Origin of the sequence: Bradyrhizobium sp. R2.2-H, from assembly GCF_004346455.1 — a bacterium.
Taxonomy (GTDB): domain Bacteria; phylum Pseudomonadota; class Alphaproteobacteria; order Rhizobiales; family Xanthobacteraceae; genus Bradyrhizobium; species Bradyrhizobium diversitatis.
The window spans coordinates 110,795-127,627 of record NZ_SMBR01000002.1; the positions used below are offsets into that span (position 1 = coordinate 110,795).

Annotated in this window: 20 protein-coding genes; 12 read left to right on the plus strand and 8 right to left on the minus strand. The window is 64.2% G+C overall.

Annotated features, from left to right (window positions below):
* Positions 1–30: 30 nt before the first annotated feature.
* Entirely contained in the window at positions 31–855 is an 825-nt protein-coding gene (locus EDE08_RS04635; protein ID WP_245524719.1) for a penicillin-binding transpeptidase domain-containing protein, read from the plus strand.
* A 98-nt stretch (positions 856–953) separates the two neighbouring features.
* Here EDE08_RS04635 and EDE08_RS04640 read toward each other — a convergent pair whose 3' ends face one another.
* Entirely contained in the window at positions 954–1,358 is a 405-nt protein-coding gene (locus tag EDE08_RS04640; protein WP_131867630.1) for a DUF4260 domain-containing protein, read from the minus strand.
* Positions 1,359–1,497: 139 nt separating this feature from the next.
* Between EDE08_RS04640 and EDE08_RS04645 the strand changes: the two genes are divergently transcribed.
* Genes EDE08_RS04645 through EDE08_RS04660 form a run of 4 tightly spaced genes read left to right on the plus strand, consistent with a single transcriptional unit; the run spans position 1,498 to position 4,341 of the window.
* Positions 1,498–3,030: an acyl-CoA carboxylase subunit beta gene (locus EDE08_RS04645; protein ID WP_131867632.1), complete on the plus strand. Its 1,533-nt coding sequence runs from the start codon at positions 1,498–1,500 to the stop codon at positions 3,028–3,030.
* A 27-nt stretch (positions 3,031–3,057) separates the two neighbouring features.
* Positions 3,058–3,270 (plus strand): hypothetical protein, encoded by a 213-nt coding sequence (locus EDE08_RS04650; RefSeq protein ID WP_131867634.1) that lies wholly within the window; start codon positions 3,058–3,060, stop codon positions 3,268–3,270.
* Positions 3,267–3,938 carry a Fic family protein gene (locus tag EDE08_RS04655; RefSeq protein WP_131867636.1) on the plus strand — a complete coding sequence of 224 codons (672 nt, stop codon included), beginning with the start codon at positions 3,267–3,269 and terminating at the stop codon, positions 3,936–3,938. The genes EDE08_RS04650 and EDE08_RS04655 overlap by 4 nt, the downstream gene beginning before the upstream one ends.
* A gap of 55 nt (positions 3,939–3,993) precedes the next feature.
* A complete protein-coding gene (locus EDE08_RS04660; protein WP_131867638.1) occupies positions 3,994–4,341 on the plus strand; it encodes a hypothetical protein in 348 nt (115 codons plus the stop codon).
* A 111-nt stretch (positions 4,342–4,452) separates the two neighbouring features.
* Here EDE08_RS04660 and EDE08_RS38220 read toward each other — a convergent pair whose 3' ends face one another.
* Together EDE08_RS38220 and EDE08_RS04665 are read right to left on the minus strand one after the other, a co-directional pair.
* Positions 4,453–4,605 (minus strand): hypothetical protein, encoded by a 153-nt coding sequence (locus EDE08_RS38220; protein WP_165935771.1) that lies wholly within the window; start codon positions 4,603–4,605, stop codon positions 4,453–4,455.
* Between the two features lie 75 nt (positions 4,606–4,680).
* Complete coding sequence (locus tag EDE08_RS04665) at positions 4,681–5,334, minus strand: glutathione S-transferase family protein (protein ID WP_131867640.1); 654 nt, start codon at positions 5,332–5,334, stop codon at positions 4,681–4,683.
* 124 nt (positions 5,335–5,458) lie between these two features.
* Between EDE08_RS04665 and EDE08_RS04670 the strand changes: the two genes are divergently transcribed.
* On the plus strand, positions 5,459–5,773 hold the full coding sequence (locus EDE08_RS04670; protein WP_165935770.1) for a hypothetical protein: 315 nt from the start codon (positions 5,459–5,461) through the stop codon (positions 5,771–5,773).
* Positions 5,774–5,882: 109 nt separating this feature from the next.
* The gene (locus EDE08_RS04675) at positions 5,883–6,167 is read left to right on the plus strand and encodes a twin-arginine translocation signal domain-containing protein (protein ID WP_131868306.1); all 285 of its coding nucleotides are present in this window, start codon (positions 5,883–5,885) and stop codon (positions 6,165–6,167) included.
* Between the two features lie 161 nt (positions 6,168–6,328).
* On the opposite strand, the gene EDE08_RS04680 is transcribed toward EDE08_RS04675, so the two are convergent.
* The 3 genes from EDE08_RS04680 to EDE08_RS04690 all read right to left on the minus strand — a co-directional run bounded on the left by EDE08_RS04680 (position 6,329) and on the right by EDE08_RS04690 (position 8,664).
* Positions 6,329–6,580 (minus strand): GCG_CRPN prefix-to-repeats domain-containing protein, encoded by a 252-nt coding sequence (locus tag EDE08_RS04680; RefSeq protein WP_165935769.1) that lies wholly within the window; start codon positions 6,578–6,580, stop codon positions 6,329–6,331.
* Between the two features lie 188 nt (positions 6,581–6,768).
* The gene (locus tag EDE08_RS04685) at positions 6,769–7,779 is read right to left on the minus strand and encodes an alpha/beta fold hydrolase (protein ID WP_165935768.1); all 1,011 of its coding nucleotides are present in this window, start codon (positions 7,777–7,779) and stop codon (positions 6,769–6,771) included.
* 186 nt (positions 7,780–7,965) lie between these two features.
* A complete protein-coding gene (locus EDE08_RS04690; RefSeq protein ID WP_165935767.1) occupies positions 7,966–8,664 on the minus strand; it encodes an ArsR family transcriptional regulator in 699 nt (232 codons plus the stop codon).
* 145 nt (positions 8,665–8,809) lie between these two features.
* Here EDE08_RS04690 and EDE08_RS04695 point away from each other — a divergent pair, with 145 nt between their 5' ends.
* Genes EDE08_RS04695 through EDE08_RS04705 form a run of 3 tightly spaced genes read left to right on the plus strand, consistent with a single transcriptional unit; the run spans position 8,810 to position 10,352 of the window.
* A complete protein-coding gene (locus tag EDE08_RS04695) occupies positions 8,810–9,118 on the plus strand; it encodes an NIPSNAP family protein (RefSeq protein WP_131867649.1) in 309 nt (102 codons plus the stop codon).
* Between the two features lie 23 nt (positions 9,119–9,141).
* On the plus strand, positions 9,142–9,492 hold the full coding sequence (locus EDE08_RS04700; protein WP_131867651.1) for an antibiotic biosynthesis monooxygenase family protein: 351 nt from the start codon (positions 9,142–9,144) through the stop codon (positions 9,490–9,492).
* A 50-nt stretch (positions 9,493–9,542) separates the two neighbouring features.
* A complete protein-coding gene (locus tag EDE08_RS04705) occupies positions 9,543–10,352 on the plus strand; it encodes an isocitrate lyase/PEP mutase family protein (RefSeq protein WP_131867653.1) in 810 nt (269 codons plus the stop codon).
* Positions 10,353–10,410: 58 nt separating this feature from the next.
* Here EDE08_RS04705 and EDE08_RS04710 read toward each other — a convergent pair whose 3' ends face one another.
* Positions 10,411–10,836, minus strand: a complete 426-nt coding sequence (locus tag EDE08_RS04710; protein WP_131867655.1) for a hypothetical protein — start codon at positions 10,834–10,836, stop codon at positions 10,411–10,413.
* 167 nt (positions 10,837–11,003) lie between these two features.
* Between EDE08_RS04710 and EDE08_RS04715 the strand changes: the two genes are divergently transcribed.
* Positions 11,004–11,648 carry a trimeric intracellular cation channel family protein gene (locus EDE08_RS04715; protein WP_131867657.1) on the plus strand — a complete coding sequence of 215 codons (645 nt, stop codon included), beginning with the start codon at positions 11,004–11,006 and terminating at the stop codon, positions 11,646–11,648.
* Positions 11,649–11,703: 55 nt separating this feature from the next.
* Here EDE08_RS04715 and EDE08_RS04720 read toward each other — a convergent pair whose 3' ends face one another.
* Entirely contained in the window at positions 11,704–12,924 is a 1,221-nt protein-coding gene (locus tag EDE08_RS04720; protein WP_131867658.1) for a c-type cytochrome, read from the minus strand.
* A gap of 291 nt (positions 12,925–13,215) precedes the next feature.
* Between EDE08_RS04720 and EDE08_RS04725 the strand changes: the two genes are divergently transcribed.
* On the plus strand, positions 13,216–16,707 hold the full coding sequence (locus tag EDE08_RS04725; RefSeq protein WP_131867660.1) for an indolepyruvate ferredoxin oxidoreductase family protein: 3,492 nt from the start codon (positions 13,216–13,218) through the stop codon (positions 16,705–16,707).
* The last annotated feature ends 126 nt before the right edge of the window (positions 16,708–16,833 follow it).

Below are 16,833 nucleotides of genomic sequence, written 5' to 3' on the forward strand. Positions count from 1 at the left end.
TGGTCGCGCGGCTTCTCACAGTTCACGGATATCGCTTTGCTGTCCCGTCGTTCCACCCTCGGTCTTCTCGCCGCAGCCGCGGTGCTGCCATCCCGCGCGCGCGCCCACGTCGCGCCGCCGCGTAATGAAATCCGTGAGAGTCTTGCAAAACGCTTCACCGATCTCGGCACTTCCGGCACCTTCGTCGGCTACAAGGTCGAGGATTATCTGATCGTCGCCAGCGACAAGGAGCGCTCGGGCGAGGGCAAGCTGCCGGCCTCGACCTTCAAGATTCCGAACGCGCTGATTGCGCTGGAGACCGGCGTGGTCGCGGACCCCGACAAGGACGTGTTTCCCTGGGATGGCGTCAAGCGCCCGATCGAAGTCTGGAACAAGGATCACACGTTGCGCAGCGCCATCGCGGTGAGCGCGGTGCCGGTCTTTCAGGAGATTGCACGGCGCATTGGCCAGGAACGCATGCAGAAATATGTCGACGAGTTCGACTACGGCAATCGCGACATCGGCGGCGGCATCGACCAGTTCTGGCTGACCGGCGCCCTGCGCATCGATCCGGTCGAGCAGGTCGATTTCGTCGACCGGCTGCGCCGCCGCGTGCTGCCGATCTCAAAGCGCAGCCAGGATCTCGTCGCTGACATCCTGCCGGTGACCAAGGTCGGCGACAGCATCATCCGCGCCAAGTCGGGCCTGCTCGGGGCCGAGCGCGGCGAGCCGTCGCTCGGCTGGATGGTCGGCTGGGCCGAGAAGGGCGAGGCGCACACCGTGTTCGCGCTCAACATGGATTGTAAGGAGCCGCGTCTCGTCGGCGAGCGCATGCCGCTGACACAGGCTTGCCTTGCCGAGATCGGCGCGGTCTAACAGACGCGGTGATCGCGCCTTATTGCGGACCGCAAAGAAGTCCTCGTCATTGCGAGCGCAGCTCTCTCGCCAACGCCATTGCGAGGGGGCGCCACCGGTCAGGCGTCCTTCTGCCGGCCGATCCGGCCGAGATGGGTGAAGCCGAACCCGGCGGAATATTTCAGGCCGTAGCCGAGCGCCCGGTCGATGCCGATATGGGCAAGCCAGATCAAGGCAATTGACAAAGTGAGGGGCGAGGCGAGGCCGAAGCCCAGCGTCAGCAGCGCCACCGGCGCCATGTAGCTGTGAGCGGCGTTGTAGACCATCGCGCCGAACCTGGCGTCGGACAGGTATGCCAGGAAGCTCAGATCGGGCACGAAGAAGAGCAAGGCAAAAACCAGCCAGGACCCGTCCCAGGCGGCGTAGAGCGTCACCATCCCTGCGAACAGGGTCAGGCCCTCCAGCCGCAACAGGATGTTGACGCTGCCCGTCGCCGCGCCCGTCTCGGCCATCCCTTCACTCATGTTCGTCTCCTAGGCAAAGCTCTGTAATTCCTTGCCCTTTCACGCTGCGGCAGGGCAGCCCTGCGACGCCGAAAGCCGCTTCCCGGCCCGCAAAATGCCGTGTTAGAACCCCGCATCACTTAAGAACTGGCGGGAGCAAATGAAACACATCCTGGACGCCCTCGAAGACCGTCGCGCCGCCGCAAAACTCGGCGGCGGGGAGAAGCGCATCGAGGCGCAGCACGCCCGCGGCAAGCTGACGGCGCGCGAGCGCATCGAACTGCTGCTCGACAAGGGGTCGTTCGAAGAGTTCGACATGTTCGTCGAGCACCGCTCCACCGAGTTCGGGATGGAGAAGACCAAGGTGCCCGGCGACGGCGTCGTCACCGGCTGGGGCACCGTCAACGGCCGCAAGACGTTTGTCTTCGCTAAGGATTTCACCGTGTTCGGCGGTTCTCTCTCGGAAACGCACGCGCTGAAAATCACAAAACTCCAGGACATGGCCATGAAGGCGAGGGCGCCCATCATCGGCCTCTACGACGCCGGCGGCGCCCGCATCCAGGAGGGCGTTGCCGCGCTCGCCGGCTACTCCTACGTCTTCCGCCGCAACGTGCTGGCCTCGGGCGTGATTCCGCAGATCTCCGTCATCATGGGGCCCTGCGCCGGCGGCGACGTCTATTCACCTGCGATGACCGACTTCATCTTCATGGTGAAGAACACCAGCTACATGTTCGTCACCGGCCCGGACGTCGTGAAGACCGTCACCAACGAGGTCGTCACCGCCGAAGAGCTCGGCGGCGCCTCGGTGCACGCCACGCGCTCTTCGATCGCCGACGGCGCCTTCGAGAACGACGTCGAGACGCTCCTGCAGATGCGGCGTCTGATCGACTTCCTCCCGTCCAACAACACGGACGGCGTGCCGGAATGGCCGAGCTTCGACGATATCGGGCGAGTCGACATGTCGCTGGACACGCTGATCCCCGACAATCCGAACAAGCCCTACGACATGAAGGAGCTGATCCTGAAGGTCGTGGACGAGGGCGACTTCTTCGAGATCGCGGAAGCCTTCGCCAAGAACATCGTCACCGGCTTCGGCCGCATCGCCGGCCGCACCGTCGGCTTCGTCGCCAACCAGCCGATGGTGCTCGCCGGCGTGCTCGACAGCGACGCCTCGCGGAAAGCGGCCCGCTTCGTCCGCTTCTGCGACGCCTTCAACATCCCGATCGTCACCTTCGTCGACGTGCCGGGCTTTCTGCCGGGCACCGCGCAGGAATATGGCGGCCTGATCAAGCACGGCGCCAAGCTCTTGTTTGCGTACTCGCAGTGCACCGTGCCGCTCGTCACCATCATCACCCGCAAGGCCTATGGCGGCGCCTTCGACGTCATGGCCTCCAAGGAGATCGGCGCCGACATGAACTACGCCTGGCCGACCGCCCAGATCGCGGTGATGGGCGCCAAGGGCGCGGTCGAGATCATCTTCCGCTCCGACATCGGCGACCCCGACAAGATCGCGGCGCGCACCAAGGAGTACGAAGACCGCTTCCTCTCGCCCTTCATCGCCGCCGAGCGCGGCTACATCGACGACGTCATCATGCCGCACTCGACGCGGAAGCGGATCGCGCGGGCGCTGGCGATGCTGAAGGACAAGAAGGTGGAAGCGCCGGCGAAGAAGCACGACAATTTGCCGTTGTGAGGGGAGTCGGCCCGCTGGAAAAATGGCGTGGTGCGGTCGAGCCGATTCGACTATATTGACGGCATGACCGACGCTCTCAAGAAACTCATCGAGGCTGCAAAAACCGCGAATCCATCCCCGGAACACCGGGAGGAGCAGCGGCGCAGCTTCGTATATGGCAATACCCATTTCGAAAATGCGCTCATAACGCGAGAAATGGTGGATCGTGAGGCCGAGAAATTGGCCAAGGAAAAGAAGTGACAAGCGACGAGCGCGAACGGCGTGATAGCCGGGCGCTCGAACCTGAGTTGATTACAGATCCGCAAGCGAAGGCTGCGGCGGAAGCCCGGAATGGGTTCCGTCAGTACGACGCGGCTATTGGCGTGATCCAGACTGCCCTTGAACGGGGCTCATTCAAACTTCGTCCCTCGCTCATCCTCGGTCTGCAACGGGAAGCCTTGGCGGGTATCAGCTCTTACGCCGGCAACTATCGCCCTGGTGGCGTTGCCATCGAGGGAAGCAAGCATGAGCCTGTCGGCGCACATCTGGTCCCAGAGCTCATTGAGGATATGTGCGACTACGTCAATGATCACTGGGAACTCAGCACGCCGATTCATCTAGCTGCTTATGTCATGTGGCGGCTAAATTGGATTCATCCGTTCGCGGATGGGAATGGGCGCACTTCCCGAATTGTCTCGTACGTTGTGCTCTCAATTCGGGCTGGCACTCTTTTGCCGGGCACCCCGACGATTCCAGATCAAATAGTCGACAACCGGCGGCCCTATTTTGATGCCTTGGATGCGGCCGATTTGGCTTTTCGCGATGGTGGCCGGATCGATGTCTCGAAAATGGAAGATTTGCTGGCCTCATTGTTGGCGAACCAACTCGCGGAATTCTATAGATCGGTTGGCGGGAAACTACCCAGCTAAGAACAACCCTTGGCGCTGGCCTTATTCGTAAGCAAGCTCCCAGATCCGAAGCCCTATGACCGAAGACGATCCGACCGACGAAATCTCCGACATCGAAGATCGCATCGAGCAACTCGCCGAGATCGCCGAGCGGTGCCGGAAGTACATCCTGGCTTCCAAGATTGCCATCGGTGTTGGTGCCGCGCTGCTGTTGGTTACGATCCTCGGTCTGTTCGGCTTCGGTCAGACCGCGGCCCTGGGATCAATTGCCCTGGTGCTGGGCGGGATCGTCTCCCTCGGCTCGAACGTCTCGACGCTGCGGCAGACGGACGAGGCCATCAGTGTTGCGGAGGCGCGGCGTGCGGCGTTGATCGGGCGCATCGATCTGCGGGTCGTCGCCGATGCGCCGCTGAAGTTGGTGTGACGCGTAGGGCGGATTAGCGACAGCGTAATCCACCAAGGTATGCATCACCGGGATGGAAAAGCGGCGGATTACGCTAGCGCTAATCCGCCCTACGTATCTCCCCGGCACCTCTCACGCGGCCTGCTTGACTGTCATCTCCGACAATTCCGCGCGGCATTCGGCGGCGAAAGCTTGAAGCCGATCGGAGGTCTGGCGGTCCAGGATGGCTTTTGCCAGCCGCTCGGCGCGGGCGATCTGTTGCTTGAGATATTCGATGCGGGTCATGTATCACCTGTCGAATGGCGTCCTTCCGTTGGCGACGACTGTAAGCCGGGCCCTAAATCAATTGTGTGAGACACATCACGTTCCCCGCACCTTATCCGCCGCGGCGAAATGCGCCATCTGGTCGGCGTGCGCCTTGGCGAACGCCGGGCGGCCGATGGCACGCGCGACGTAGGCGCGGCAGGCGGGACTGTCCGCCAGGCCGCCGAAGCCATCGACGACGCGCAGCACGTCCGCCATCAGGATGTCGGCGACCGAGAACGAGCCCGCCAGCCATTCGCGGCCGGCCAGCACCGGCTCGAGATGCTTCAGCCGAAGCTTGAGGAAGTCGTCCACGAATTTCCACGCTGCCGTGTCGGTCGGATGTCCCATGAACTGCGACATTCCCCAGGGCAGGCTCGCCATCTCCACTGAATTGAGCGCCGCGAACACCCATTCCGTTGTCTTGGCGCGGCCGCGCGGATCGGATGGCATCAGCTTCTCGCTGAGCCCACCGAGATGCAGCAGGATCGCACCGGTCTCGAAGATCGAGATGTCGCCGTCGGTCAGCCACGGCACCTGGCCGAACGGCTGGTGCGCGAAATGCGCAGGCCCGCGATCGTCGAACGGGGCGCTTGCGACGCGATAGGGCAGCGCCGCCTCTTCGAGGGCCCAGCGCACACGAAGGTCGCGCACAAAGCCTCGCGGTGCTTCGGGAACCCAATTGAAGGTGGTCAGGGTGAGGTCGGTCATTTGCTGTCTCCGTGTTCGAAGCAAAGGACGAGCGAAGGGCGCCCGTTCCGACATCGGGGCCGGCATTTTTTGTCGTCGTCGGCTCAACCGGCTAAGCTTGCCTCAAGCAACAGGAGGAAACCCGATGCCCGCTGCCTTCTTCGTCGTCCGCGCCACCGTCACCGACGCCAGCAAGCGCGCCGCCTTCGACCGATGGTACGAGACGGAACACCTGCCCGATGCGGTGAAGGCGTTCGGCGTGAGCAAGGCCTGGCGGTTCTGGAGCCTGGACGATCCTTCGCTGCACCAGGCGATGTATCAGTTCGATGACGAGGCCAAGCTGAATGCGATGCTGAAAGGTGACGCGCTACAAAAGCTCGTCGCCGACTTCAATCGCGACTGGCCCGACGTGAAGCGCGCGCGCGAAACGCTGGTGCTGGCGCAGGAGTTTGCGAAATAAGCGGGACATCCGCGGCTCAACAAATCTGAACGCGCGATTCAGCTTCGGTTCATGTCGTGAACGCGACACTTCCTCTGCATCACAGTCACGATGACCAAAGGAAGAAATGATGGAGCGCCGGAACTTTTTGAAACTTGCATTGGGGGTGACAGCGGGCGCCGCGGCCTTCGCCGCAACGGCCGCGCAGGCCGCGCCGCTGTCACCGCAGCCGGTCGGTGATCCCGCCCGTACGCCTCAGGGCAATTCCGACGCTCATCCCGCGGTCACCACCAGCGAGGAAGCCGCCAAGCTGGCGCCGGAGCAGGTTCACTACGGCCATCACCGCCACTGGGGCTGGCGCCGCCGTCATTGGCGCCGGCATCGCCGCCGCTGGCACCGCCGTCATCACTGGTAAGCTCGCGACGTTCGTGGGTTGGACGGGGATCGCCGCAGGCGGTCCCCGTTTCGATTCTGGAGGCGCCCCAAGTCCATGGCGACGAAGCGTTGGCAGCAACTCAAAAAAATGGCCGCGCAGGCTTCCGCCGCGCGGCCATTCAGTAACGCAAATGGACGAGCTCAGAACGGGCGGCAGCGGCCGGCGTACCAGCGGAAGCCGTAGGGGCACACGCGTGCGCGAGGCACAACGACGACCGGCGCCGGGGCGACCACGACCGGGGCGCGGCGAACGACGACGGGGCCGCGCATCGGACGGCAGCCGCCATAGGAGCCGCGATACCAACCCGGGCCGCAACCGCCGGCGGCGCTGGCCACCTCGCTGAAACCGACGACCGCACTGGCGAGCATGACGGCGGCAAACAAGTATTTCATTGGATCTTCCTTCTCGTCCTTAGGCAGGCTAGGGGAATGGCGCTTGCGGCGCACAATGAATCAAGAGACACGATTCGACACGTTAAATCTGGGGCGTGCCGACACGTTGCGATCCAAACCTGCCAATCATGACCTGAATGCGGCATGAACGGTCTGCACATCCTGCCTCAGACGACACGCAAGTGTCGCTAGCGGCCGAGAAAGCCAAGCACCAGCTCCTTGTACTTCTCGGGCGCCTCCAGGAAGACGAGATGCCCGGTGTTCGGGATCACTTCGGCCCGCGCATTCGGCATCTTGGTGGCAAGCGCCTTCGCCAGTTCGGCGTTCTGCCCCATCTTGGCCCGCAGCGCCTCGGGCGCGAGTGGCCGGCCCGGCGCGTTGTGGTCGTCGGCCCCCATGATGAACAGCGTGGGCAGCGCGATGAGCGGAATCTCGTGTGCCACCGGCTCTCGGTAGATCATCTGGCCGGAACTGACGAAGGCGCGCAGCCAGCGCGGATAGTCGGGGCTGCCCTTGATGTTGAATCGGGCATCGATGAACGGCGTGATCGCCTCGGCCGGCAGCTTGATCGCGTAATTGGTCTGGAGCTGCTTGCGGTAGCCTTCGGCCGTGAGCTTGTCCTCGGTCTCGATCATCTTCGCGGTCGGTGTTGGCGGCACGTAGAGGCGGTAATCCTCGAGCCCGATCGGCGCGGTCAGCACCAGATGGGCGACGCGGTCGGGATAGGCGCGCGCGATGCGCACGGCCAGCATGCCGCCGAGCGAGTGGGCCACGATCTCGGCCTTGTCGATCTTGAGGTGATCGAGCAGCGCGATGGTGTTGCGCGCCAGATTGTCGAAATGCAGTTCGCCCTGCGGCTTGGAGGATTTGCCGAAGCCGATCTGGTCCGGCACCACGACGCGGAAGCCGGCCTCGCTCAGCATCTTGATCACGGGGGCCCAATAGCTCGACGGGAAATTGCGCCCGTGCAGCAGCACGACGGTGCGGCCGTTCGGCTGCGCGGGCGACACGTCCATGTAGGCCATGCTGAGCTGCTCGCCGTCGTTGATAACAGGCAGGAGATGCACCGGGTAGGGATAGGCAAAGCCTTCGAGCGCGATGCCATAGGGCTCGCGGGGCGGCGTGTCAGCGGCGCGCGTGGGCATGAAGGGGAAAGCGAGGAGGGCGGCCGCGAGTGCGGCGGAGAGGATGCGGATCATGGGGGTCTCGTGGTTGGCCATGTCGTTCCGGGGCGATGCGAAGCATCGAACCCGGAACTTCGAGATTCCAGGTTCGGCTCTGCGAGGAATGACGTGGCCATAAACGCATGAATGGCCGGGTCAAGCCCGGCCACGACAGGAGCGCGCATTCACACGCAAACGTGCGAACCCTCGCGCGCCGCGGGATCAGTCCTGCACGCTGCCGAACAGCGCGGCGAACTGCTTCTCGCCGGTGCGGGTGAAATTCACCACGCGGCTGCCGGGCGTGGCATCGCGCGAGGCCCATTTCAGCTCGGCGAAACGCTGCATCAAGGCCGCGCCCAGCGTGCCGGCGAGATGGTGCCGCCGCTCGCTCCAGTCGAGGCAGGCCTTGCACACCGGACGGCGCGGATGAGCCAGCATCTCGGGCGAGATCTGCAGATGCTTGGCGAGGAAGCGCTCGCCCTCGGCCGTCAGCTCGATGTCCTGCTTCTTCTGCCTGACCAGGTTTCGCTCGCGCATGGTGTCGAGCATCTGCACGCCGAGATCGCCGGCGAGATGGTCGTAACAGATCCGCGCCCGCCGCAGCGCCGGATCCTTCGGTCCGGTGCGCACGCGCATGTGGCCTGTCCGCGCGGCGAGGCCCGCGAGGCCCTCGAGCACGCCGGCGACGTCGTCATCGGTGAGGCGGTAATAGCGGTGGCGGCCCTGCTTCTCCGGCTCGACGAGGCCGCCGGCCTCGAGCTTCGACAGATGCGAGCTTGCGGTCTGCGGCGTGATGCCGGCCTCCTGCGCCAGCTCGCTCGCGGTGAGCGCGCGGCCGTTCATCAGCGCGGTCAGCATGTTGGCGCGGGCGGGGTCGCCGACCAGCGAAGCGACCATGGCGATGTCGGGTCCGGATTTCATGCTTCGATGGTAGCCGAAGCATCGCGGGCGGGCAAGCGCGTAACGTGAATCTGCAAACACGTCATTGCGAGCAGAGCGAAGCAATCCAGTGCTTCAGCGGCGACGGCGTCGCTTTGCGTTCTCGACGAGAAAATCAGGATTCATCATGCCCGTCACCGTCTTCATCCGCTACCAGCTCGATCCGTTCAAGCGCGCGCAGTTCGAGGAATATTCGAAGCGCTGGCTCACCATCATCCCGAGATGTGGCGGCGAGTTGATCGGCTACTTCATGCCGCACGAGGGCACCAACAACATCGCGTTCGCCTTGATTTCGTTTGAGAGCCTTGCAGCGTACGAATCCTATCGCAAACGGCTGCGCGCCGATCTCGACGGCACGGCGAATTTCAACTTCGCGGAGGCCGAGAAATTCATCCTCGCGGAAGAGCGCACGTTCCTGCGCAAGGTGGTATTGTAGGCCATCAATGCAAGGAGATGCCCATGATCGCCGTGATCTTCGAGGTCTGGCCCAAGCCGGAACACCGCCAGGACTATTTCGACCTCGCGGCCGACCTGAAGCCATTGCTGCAGACCATCGACGGCTTCATCTCGGTCGAGCGCTTCGAGAGCCTGACCGAGAAGGGCAAGATCCTGTCGGTGTCGTTCTGGCGGGATGAGGCTGCCGTGCAGGCCTGGCGCAACACGATGGAGCATCGCCACACGCAGGCGAAGGGCCGCGCAAAGATCTTCGCGGACTATCATCTGCGCATCGCCAGCGTGATCCGGGATTACAGCATGACCGACCGCGAGCAGGCTCCGAAGGACAGTCGCGCGGTGCACGACGCCCACTAGCGCACTTGAAGACGCGCGCCTATCTCTGCGCAGCAACGAGGGAGAGAAACATGCACGTGACGACCGCGGACAAGCGCGCGACATTCAGGAAGATGCACGAGAGCGGCTGCTTCATCCTGCCCAATCCGGTCGATGTCGGCAGCGCGAAGGCGTTGCAGCATCTCGGTTTCAAGGCGATCGCGTCCTCGAGCGCGGGCTTTGCCTGGACCATCGGCAAGGCCGACAATCACGTCACCGTCGAGGACGTCTGTCAGCATCTGGCAGCATTGAGCTCGGCCGTCGACATCCCCGTGAACGCCGACTTCGAGGGCGGCTTTGCGATCGAGCCGGACAGGGTCGCCGACAATGTCGAGCGCTGTGTGCGTACCGGCGTCGCGGGCCTCTCGATCGAGGATTCCACCGGCGACAAGGACAAGCCGCTCTACGAAAGCGCGCTTGCGGTCGAGCGCATCAAGGCCTCGCGCAAGGCGATCGGCGACAGCGGCACGCTGCTGGTCGGCCGCTGCGAGGCGTACTTGTGGGGCGTCACCGACTTCAAGCTCGTCATCGATCGGTTGACCGCTTATGCCGATGCCGGCGCCGACTGTCTCTACGCGCCGGGCCTGAAGAGCCGCGAGGACATCGCCGCGGTGGTGAAGGCGGTGCATCCAAAGCCGTTCAATCTCCTGATCGGCGCGTCCGGCCTGTCGCTGCAGGAAGCCCGGGATCTCGGCGTGCGCCGCATCAGTGTGGGGGGCTCGCTCGCCCGCGCCGCCTGGGGCGGCTTCATGCGCGCAGCAAAGGAGATGGCGGAGAAGGGAACGTTCACAGAGCTTGCCGGCGGCTATTCCGGCGGCGAGCTCAACAAGATGTTCAGCTAGGCAAACGAAAAGCGGCGGGATGTTGCATCCCGCCGCTCTCACGTCTCATTGTGAACCGTTACTTCGCGCCACTGGCCGGCGTCTGTGCATCCGGCGCCGGCTTTGCAGCAGGCGTATCGGGAGCCGGGGCAGCAGGCCTGCTCGGCGCGGCACCCGTGGTCACGCCCGGCTCGGTGTTGTTGCGCGGGGTCACGTCGCGCATGCCGGGAGGCGCCGCCGGATTGGTCGGCTGCGTCTGCGCAGTCTGCGAGGCCGGTGTGTTGCTGGCCTCGTTGGTCGTGGTGGTATTGTTCAAGCCGTAGAACACGGCGCCCAGCACCAGGGCGATCGCTACCGCAAACAGCGCGATCCTGCCGCTGGAGGCAGGGCCTTCCCTGAGTTCGGGATCGGCCTGAAGGTCGGCATCCTGGCGCGCCGCGCGAGCAAACTCATCGTCGGCGAGGTTCGGGCGGTACGGATCGTTGGGAAAACGGTCGTCAGCCATCGATTGGATCTCCTCGGGTTATGACGTCGAGACAACCCTCAGGTGCGAGATTCCGTTCCGCGCCACCCAATGCTTTCGTCGCATGTTGCTCTCACGTCGGGAATCGGGAACCTGTTCGCTCGGGAACTGGACGCGAGTTCCATGGCCGCGACGAGGGAACGAAGCCGATGTGGAGTCTGCCGCCGACCGATAGCGTGCTGCACTTTCTGGCCCTCGTCGCCATCACGGCGGAGGGCATGACGGCCGCGCTGGCCGCGGGGCGGCGCAACATGGATTATGTCGGCGTCTGTCTTCTCGCCTGCATCACCGCGCTTGGCGGCGGCACGCTGCGCGATCTGTTCCTCGGTCACTATCCGCTGGTATGGGTGGCCCACCCGATCTACCTTGCACTGCCGGGCGGGGCGGCGCTGCTGACGATCCTGATCGCGCGCCTCGTGCATCGGCTGCACCTCGCCTTCATCGTGCTCGATGCGATCGGCCTCGTCGTCTTCACGATGATCGGCTGCAACGTCGGCTGGCAGATGGATGCCTCGCTGCCGATCGTGATCGTCTCGGGCATGGTGACGGGCTGCGCCGGCGGTGTGTTGCGCGATGTGCTCTGCAACGACGTGCCGCTGCTGTTCCGATCCGAGCTCTATGCCAGCGTCTCGGTCGTCACGGGTTTGTTCTACGCCACGGCGTTCGGCTTCAATCTCCATGCCGAGCTCTGGACGATCTTGACCTTCGTGCTCGGCCTCAGCTTCCGCCTGCTCGCGGTGCACTACAGATGGGAGATGCCGAAATTCGTGTTCACTGGGGATGAGGAGAGGTGAGCGCCGTCGAGCGCGAATGGCGAATAGCGAATGGTTCTGGGCCATTCGCTACTCACTATTCCCCATTCGCCTCTCGCTTCCTCGCCCTCGCCACCTGGGCCGGCGTCACCAGCAGGCCCGCATTGCCCCAGGAATTGCGGATGTAATTCGTCACCGCCGCGATCTCGTCGTCGGACAGTTGTTTGGCATAACCCGGCATCTCCCCGGTGTTGGGCGCGCGCGGCGTGGTCACGGTGTGGGCGCCGTCGAGGATGATGCGCAAGGTGGAGGATGGGTTGTTGGATTGCAGCAGCGCATTGCCCGGCAGCGGCGGATAGATCCGCGGAGCTCCGGAGCCGTCGGCCTCGTGGCAGGCGATGCAGAGTTTTGCGTAGACGGCCTGGCCGGCCTTCATCTCGGCATCGTCAGGCGGCGTCACGATCGTCTCGCGTCGCGTCGACGGCAGGCTCTTCAGGTAAATGGCGATTGCGCGCACATCGGCATCGCTCATTTTCGCGGTCGAGTTGACGACGACCTCCGCCATCGGCCCGCCGGCATGGCTTTTGGCGTTGCGCCCGCTTTGCAGATACTCCGCGATGTCCTCCTCGCTCCACGATTTCAGCCCGGTGCGGACGGCGCCATCGAGGCGGGGGGCAAACCAGCCTCCGACCCCGTTGCCGGATAGCGCCTGCGTGTCCCTGTCGGCGCCGAAATAGTTTTTCGGCGTGTGGCAGGCGCCGCAATGACCGAGCCCGGTGACGAGATAGCCGCCTCTGTTCCAGGCCGCGCTCTCGCTCTGGTCCGGCTCGAACAGGCCGGGCTTGAAATACATGGCGTTCCACAGCCGCATCAGGCCGCGATAGCCGAACGGCCAGCGCAGTTCCGGCGGCTTGTTGCGGCTCGCCACGGGCGCCAGCGTGGCGAGATAGGCGCGGATCGCCACCGTGTCGTCCTTCGTCATTTTGGTGAAGTAGGGATAAGGGAAGGCCGGGTAATAGTTCGAGCCGTCGGGCGCGATGCCGTAGCGCAGCGCACGGGTGAAATCGGCATCCCCCCAGGCGCCGATGCCGGTGTCGCGGTCCGGCGTCAGGTTTGGCGCATAGATCGCACCGAAGGGCGTGTCGATGCGCTTGCCGCCCGCGAACGGTTTGGCCGGATCCGCGGTGTGACAGCCCGCGCAGTCGCCGGCCTCGACCAGCGCCTTGCCATAGGCGATCAATTCCGGTGATGGCTCGGCGGCAAGGGCCGCGCCAGCAACTGCACTGCACAACGCGATCACAGCCAGAATCGTCCGCATGCTCGGCCTCTCCTGCGACCAATCGCCGTCATCGGCGCCACGGGGGCGGCCATTCATTTCGCGACGGCGGGGGTATGGTGACACAAATTGAAAATGCCCGGCGTGTTTGCGGCCACGAAATTGCGATTTTCACCCGGCGCGCCCTTTCATCCAGATTTGTGGTGCGGATCATGAAATATCCGACATAGAGTGGCGGTGATGGTCGGCGCGCCCTAGCTAAAAACGACGGGAAGGCAACGGCTTAAGCGAGCTTAAGTAACAAAGGCCTGAGCAGGGCCAAACGAGGACAGCATGGGCATCAACCAGGGTCCGATCAGTCTCGATCAAAAATACACCCAGGAAACCGGTCACGTCTTCACCACGGGCATCCAGGCCCTGGTCCGCCTGCCGATGGCCCAGATCCGGCGCGACCGCGCCAACGGCCTCAATACCGCGGGCTTCATCTCCGGCTATCGCGGCTCGCCGCTGGGCGGCTACGACCAGCAGCTTTTTGCGGCCCGCAAGCATCTGGAACAGTACAACATCAAGTTCCAGCCCGGCGTGAACGAGGACCTCGCGGCCACCGCCGTCTGGGGCTCGCAGCAGCTCAACCTCTCGCCCGGCGCCAAATACGACGGCGTGGTCGGCATCTGGTACGGCAAGGGCCCGGGCGTCGACCGCTGCGGCGACGTGTTCCGCCACGGCAATGCCGCCGGCTCGGCCAAGAACGGCGGCGTGCTGTGCCTTGCCGGCGACGACCACGGCGCAAAATCCTCCACCGTTCCGCATCAGTCCGACCACGCCTTCATCTCGGCGCTGATGCCCTATCTCTATCCCTCCAGCATCCACGAGATGATCGAGATGGGCCTGCTCGGCATCGCGATGTCGCGCTATTCCGGCTGCTGGGTCGGCATGAAGGTGATCACCGAGACGGTGGAGACCACGGCCGAGATCGACCTCACCGACGAGATGAAGCCTTTCATCATTCCCACCGATTTCGAGCTGCCGCCCGGCGGTCTCAACCTGCGCTGGCCCGACGACCGCTTCGAGCAGGACCGGCGCCTGCAGGACTACAAGGGCTTTGCCGCCATCGCCTTCGCGCGTGCCAACAAGGTCAACCGCGTCACCATGGATTCGCCGAACGCCCGCTTCGGCATCATGGCGTCGGGCAAGAGCTATGAGGACGTGCGCCAGGCGTTGCGCGAGTTGGGGATCACCGAGGAGGTCGCCGCCAAGATCGGCCTTCGCCTCTACAAGATCGGCATGCCCTGGCCGCTGGAGCCGGAAGGCGTACGGCAGTTTGCGGTCGGGCTCGAAGAGATCTTCATTGTCGAGGAGCGCCGCGAGATCGTCGAGAACCAGGTCAAGCAGGAGCTGTTCAACTGGCGTGACGACGTTCGCCCGCGCATCGTCGGCAAGATGGACGAGCACGACAAGCGCTTTTTGACCTTCGCCGCAGAGCTCAGCGTCGCCTCGCTCGCGACCTCGCTCACGGAACGCCTGCTTCGACTTAATCTCAACCCTGAGATCGCGGAGATGCTCCGCGTCAAGGCCGATTGGTTCAACGGCCGTCAGGCGACCCAGATGCAGGCGGTCGTCCCTGTCTCCCGCACTCCCTACTTCTGCTCCGGCTGTCCCCACAACACTTCGACAAAAGTCCCCGAAGGCAGCCGCGCGCTCGCCGGCATCGGCTGTCACTTCATGGCGCTGTGGATGGACCGCTCGACCGAGACCTTTACGCACATGGGCGGCGAGGGCGTGCCCTGGGTCGGCATCGCGCCCTTCACCAACGAGAACCACATCTTCGCCAATCTCGGCGACGGCACCTATTTCCACTCCGGCTTGCTCGCCATTCGCCAGGCGGTCGCCTCCAAGACCAACATCACCTACAAGATCCTCTACAACGACGCCGTCGCCATGACCGGCGGCCAGCGCCATGACGGCGATCTCTCGCCGCAGCAGATCACCTTCCAGCTCCACGCCGAAGGCATCCGCGAGATCTATCTGGTCTCGGAGGCGCCCGAGGCCTATCCGGCCGACACCATCGCGCCCGGCGTGAAGAAGTATCACCGCGACGAGCTCGACAGCGTCATGAAGATGTGCCGCGAGTACAAGGGCACCTCGGCGATCGTCTTCGTGCAGACCTGCGCCGCCGAGAAGCGCCGCCGTCGCAAGCGCGGCCTGATGGAGGATCCGGCGCGCCGCGTCATGATCAACCCGGCTGTTTGCGAAGGCTGCGGCGACTGCTCGGTGCAGTCGAATTGCATCTCGGTGGAGCCGCTGGAGACCGAGTTCGGCCGCAAGCGCGCCATCAACCAGTCCTCCTGCAACAAGGACTATTCGTGTCTCAAGGGCTTCTGCCCGTCCTTCGTCACCGTCGACGGCGGCAAGCCGCGTCACCGTGCGCCGGCCGAGCTCAGCGAGATCGGCGAGCTGCCCGAGCCGGCCTCGCGGCCGACTCTCGACAAGCCCTACAACATCGCGGTCGGCGGCGTCGGCGGCACCGGCGTGCTGACCATCGGCGCGCTGCTCGGCATGGCCGCCCATATCGAGGGCAAGGCCTCGATGATCCTCGACATGTCGGGCCTTGCGCAGAAGGGCGGGGCGGTGCTCAGCCATGTCCGCCTGTCGGATCATCCGGCAGAGGTGACCTGCTCGCGCATCGTCACCGGCACGGCCGATCTCGTGCTCGCGGCTGACGAGGTGGTCGCCGTCGCCAAGGACACGATCTCGCTCTGCGACACCAGCCGCACCCGCGGCATCATCAACAGCCACGTGATCCCGACCGCCGACTTCGTCCTCAACCGCGACTTCAACTTCCAGACCCGCAAGCTGAACGGATTGCTGGAGACAGCGCTGCACAAGGACTCCGTCTTCTTCGATTTCAGCAGGCCGGCCGAGCAGCTGCTCGGCGATGCCATCGCCACCAACATGATGATGATGGGCTACGCCTACCAGAAAGGGCTGTTCCCGCTGTCGGCGGAATCGATCGAGCAGGCCATCGAGGTCAACGGCGTCTCGATCAAGATGAACAAGGAAGCCTTCCGCCTCGGCCGCCTCGCGGTCGCTGATCCGAAGCGTCTCGCCGACATGCTGAAGGGAACGGACGAGGCGCTCGCGCCGAAGACGCTGGATGCGATGACGCTCGACGAGGTGATCGAGCATCGCGTCAAGCACCTGACCGCCTATCAGAACGGCCGGCTGGCTAGACGTTATCGCAAGCTGGTCGACCAGGTTCGCGATGCTGCCAAGCAGGGCGGCTATGACGATGCCCTGCCGCGGGCGGTCGCGGTGAACTATGCCAAGCTCCTCGCCTACAAGGACGAGTACGAAGTTGCGCGCCTCTACACCAACGGAGCCTTCGAGCAGCAGCTCCGCGACCAGTTCGAAGGTGACTTCAAGTTCAACTTCAATCTGGCGCCGCCGATCCTCAGCCGCGGCGTCGATGCGCTGGGACGTCCGAAGAAGCGCGCGTTCGGCCCGTGGATGCTGAGCGTCTTCCGCGTGCTGGCAAAGTTCAAATTCCTGCGCGGCACGCCGTTCGACATTTTCGGCCGCAGTACCGATCGCAAGCTCGAGCGCGACCTGATCACCGGCTACGAGAAGGACGTCGCCACGGTGCTCGGCCTGCTGTCCCCCGTCACGATCGACATCGCGGTCGAATTGCTCTCGCTGCCCGACCGCATCCGCGGCTACGGCCCGGTGAAGGAGAAGGCGGTTCAGGACGCCAAGGTGCGCTACGCCCAGCTCGCCGCGGACTTGGCCAATCCGCCCCCTGCGCCGAGGCAGATCGCGGCGGAGTAGCCCGTTCTGTAGGGTGGGTTAGCCTTGTGAATGCGCAAAGCGCGTTCGCGAGGCGTAACCCACCGCTTCTGCCTCCGCTGAGAACAAAGCGGTGGGTTACGCCTTCGGCTTACCCATCCTACAGCA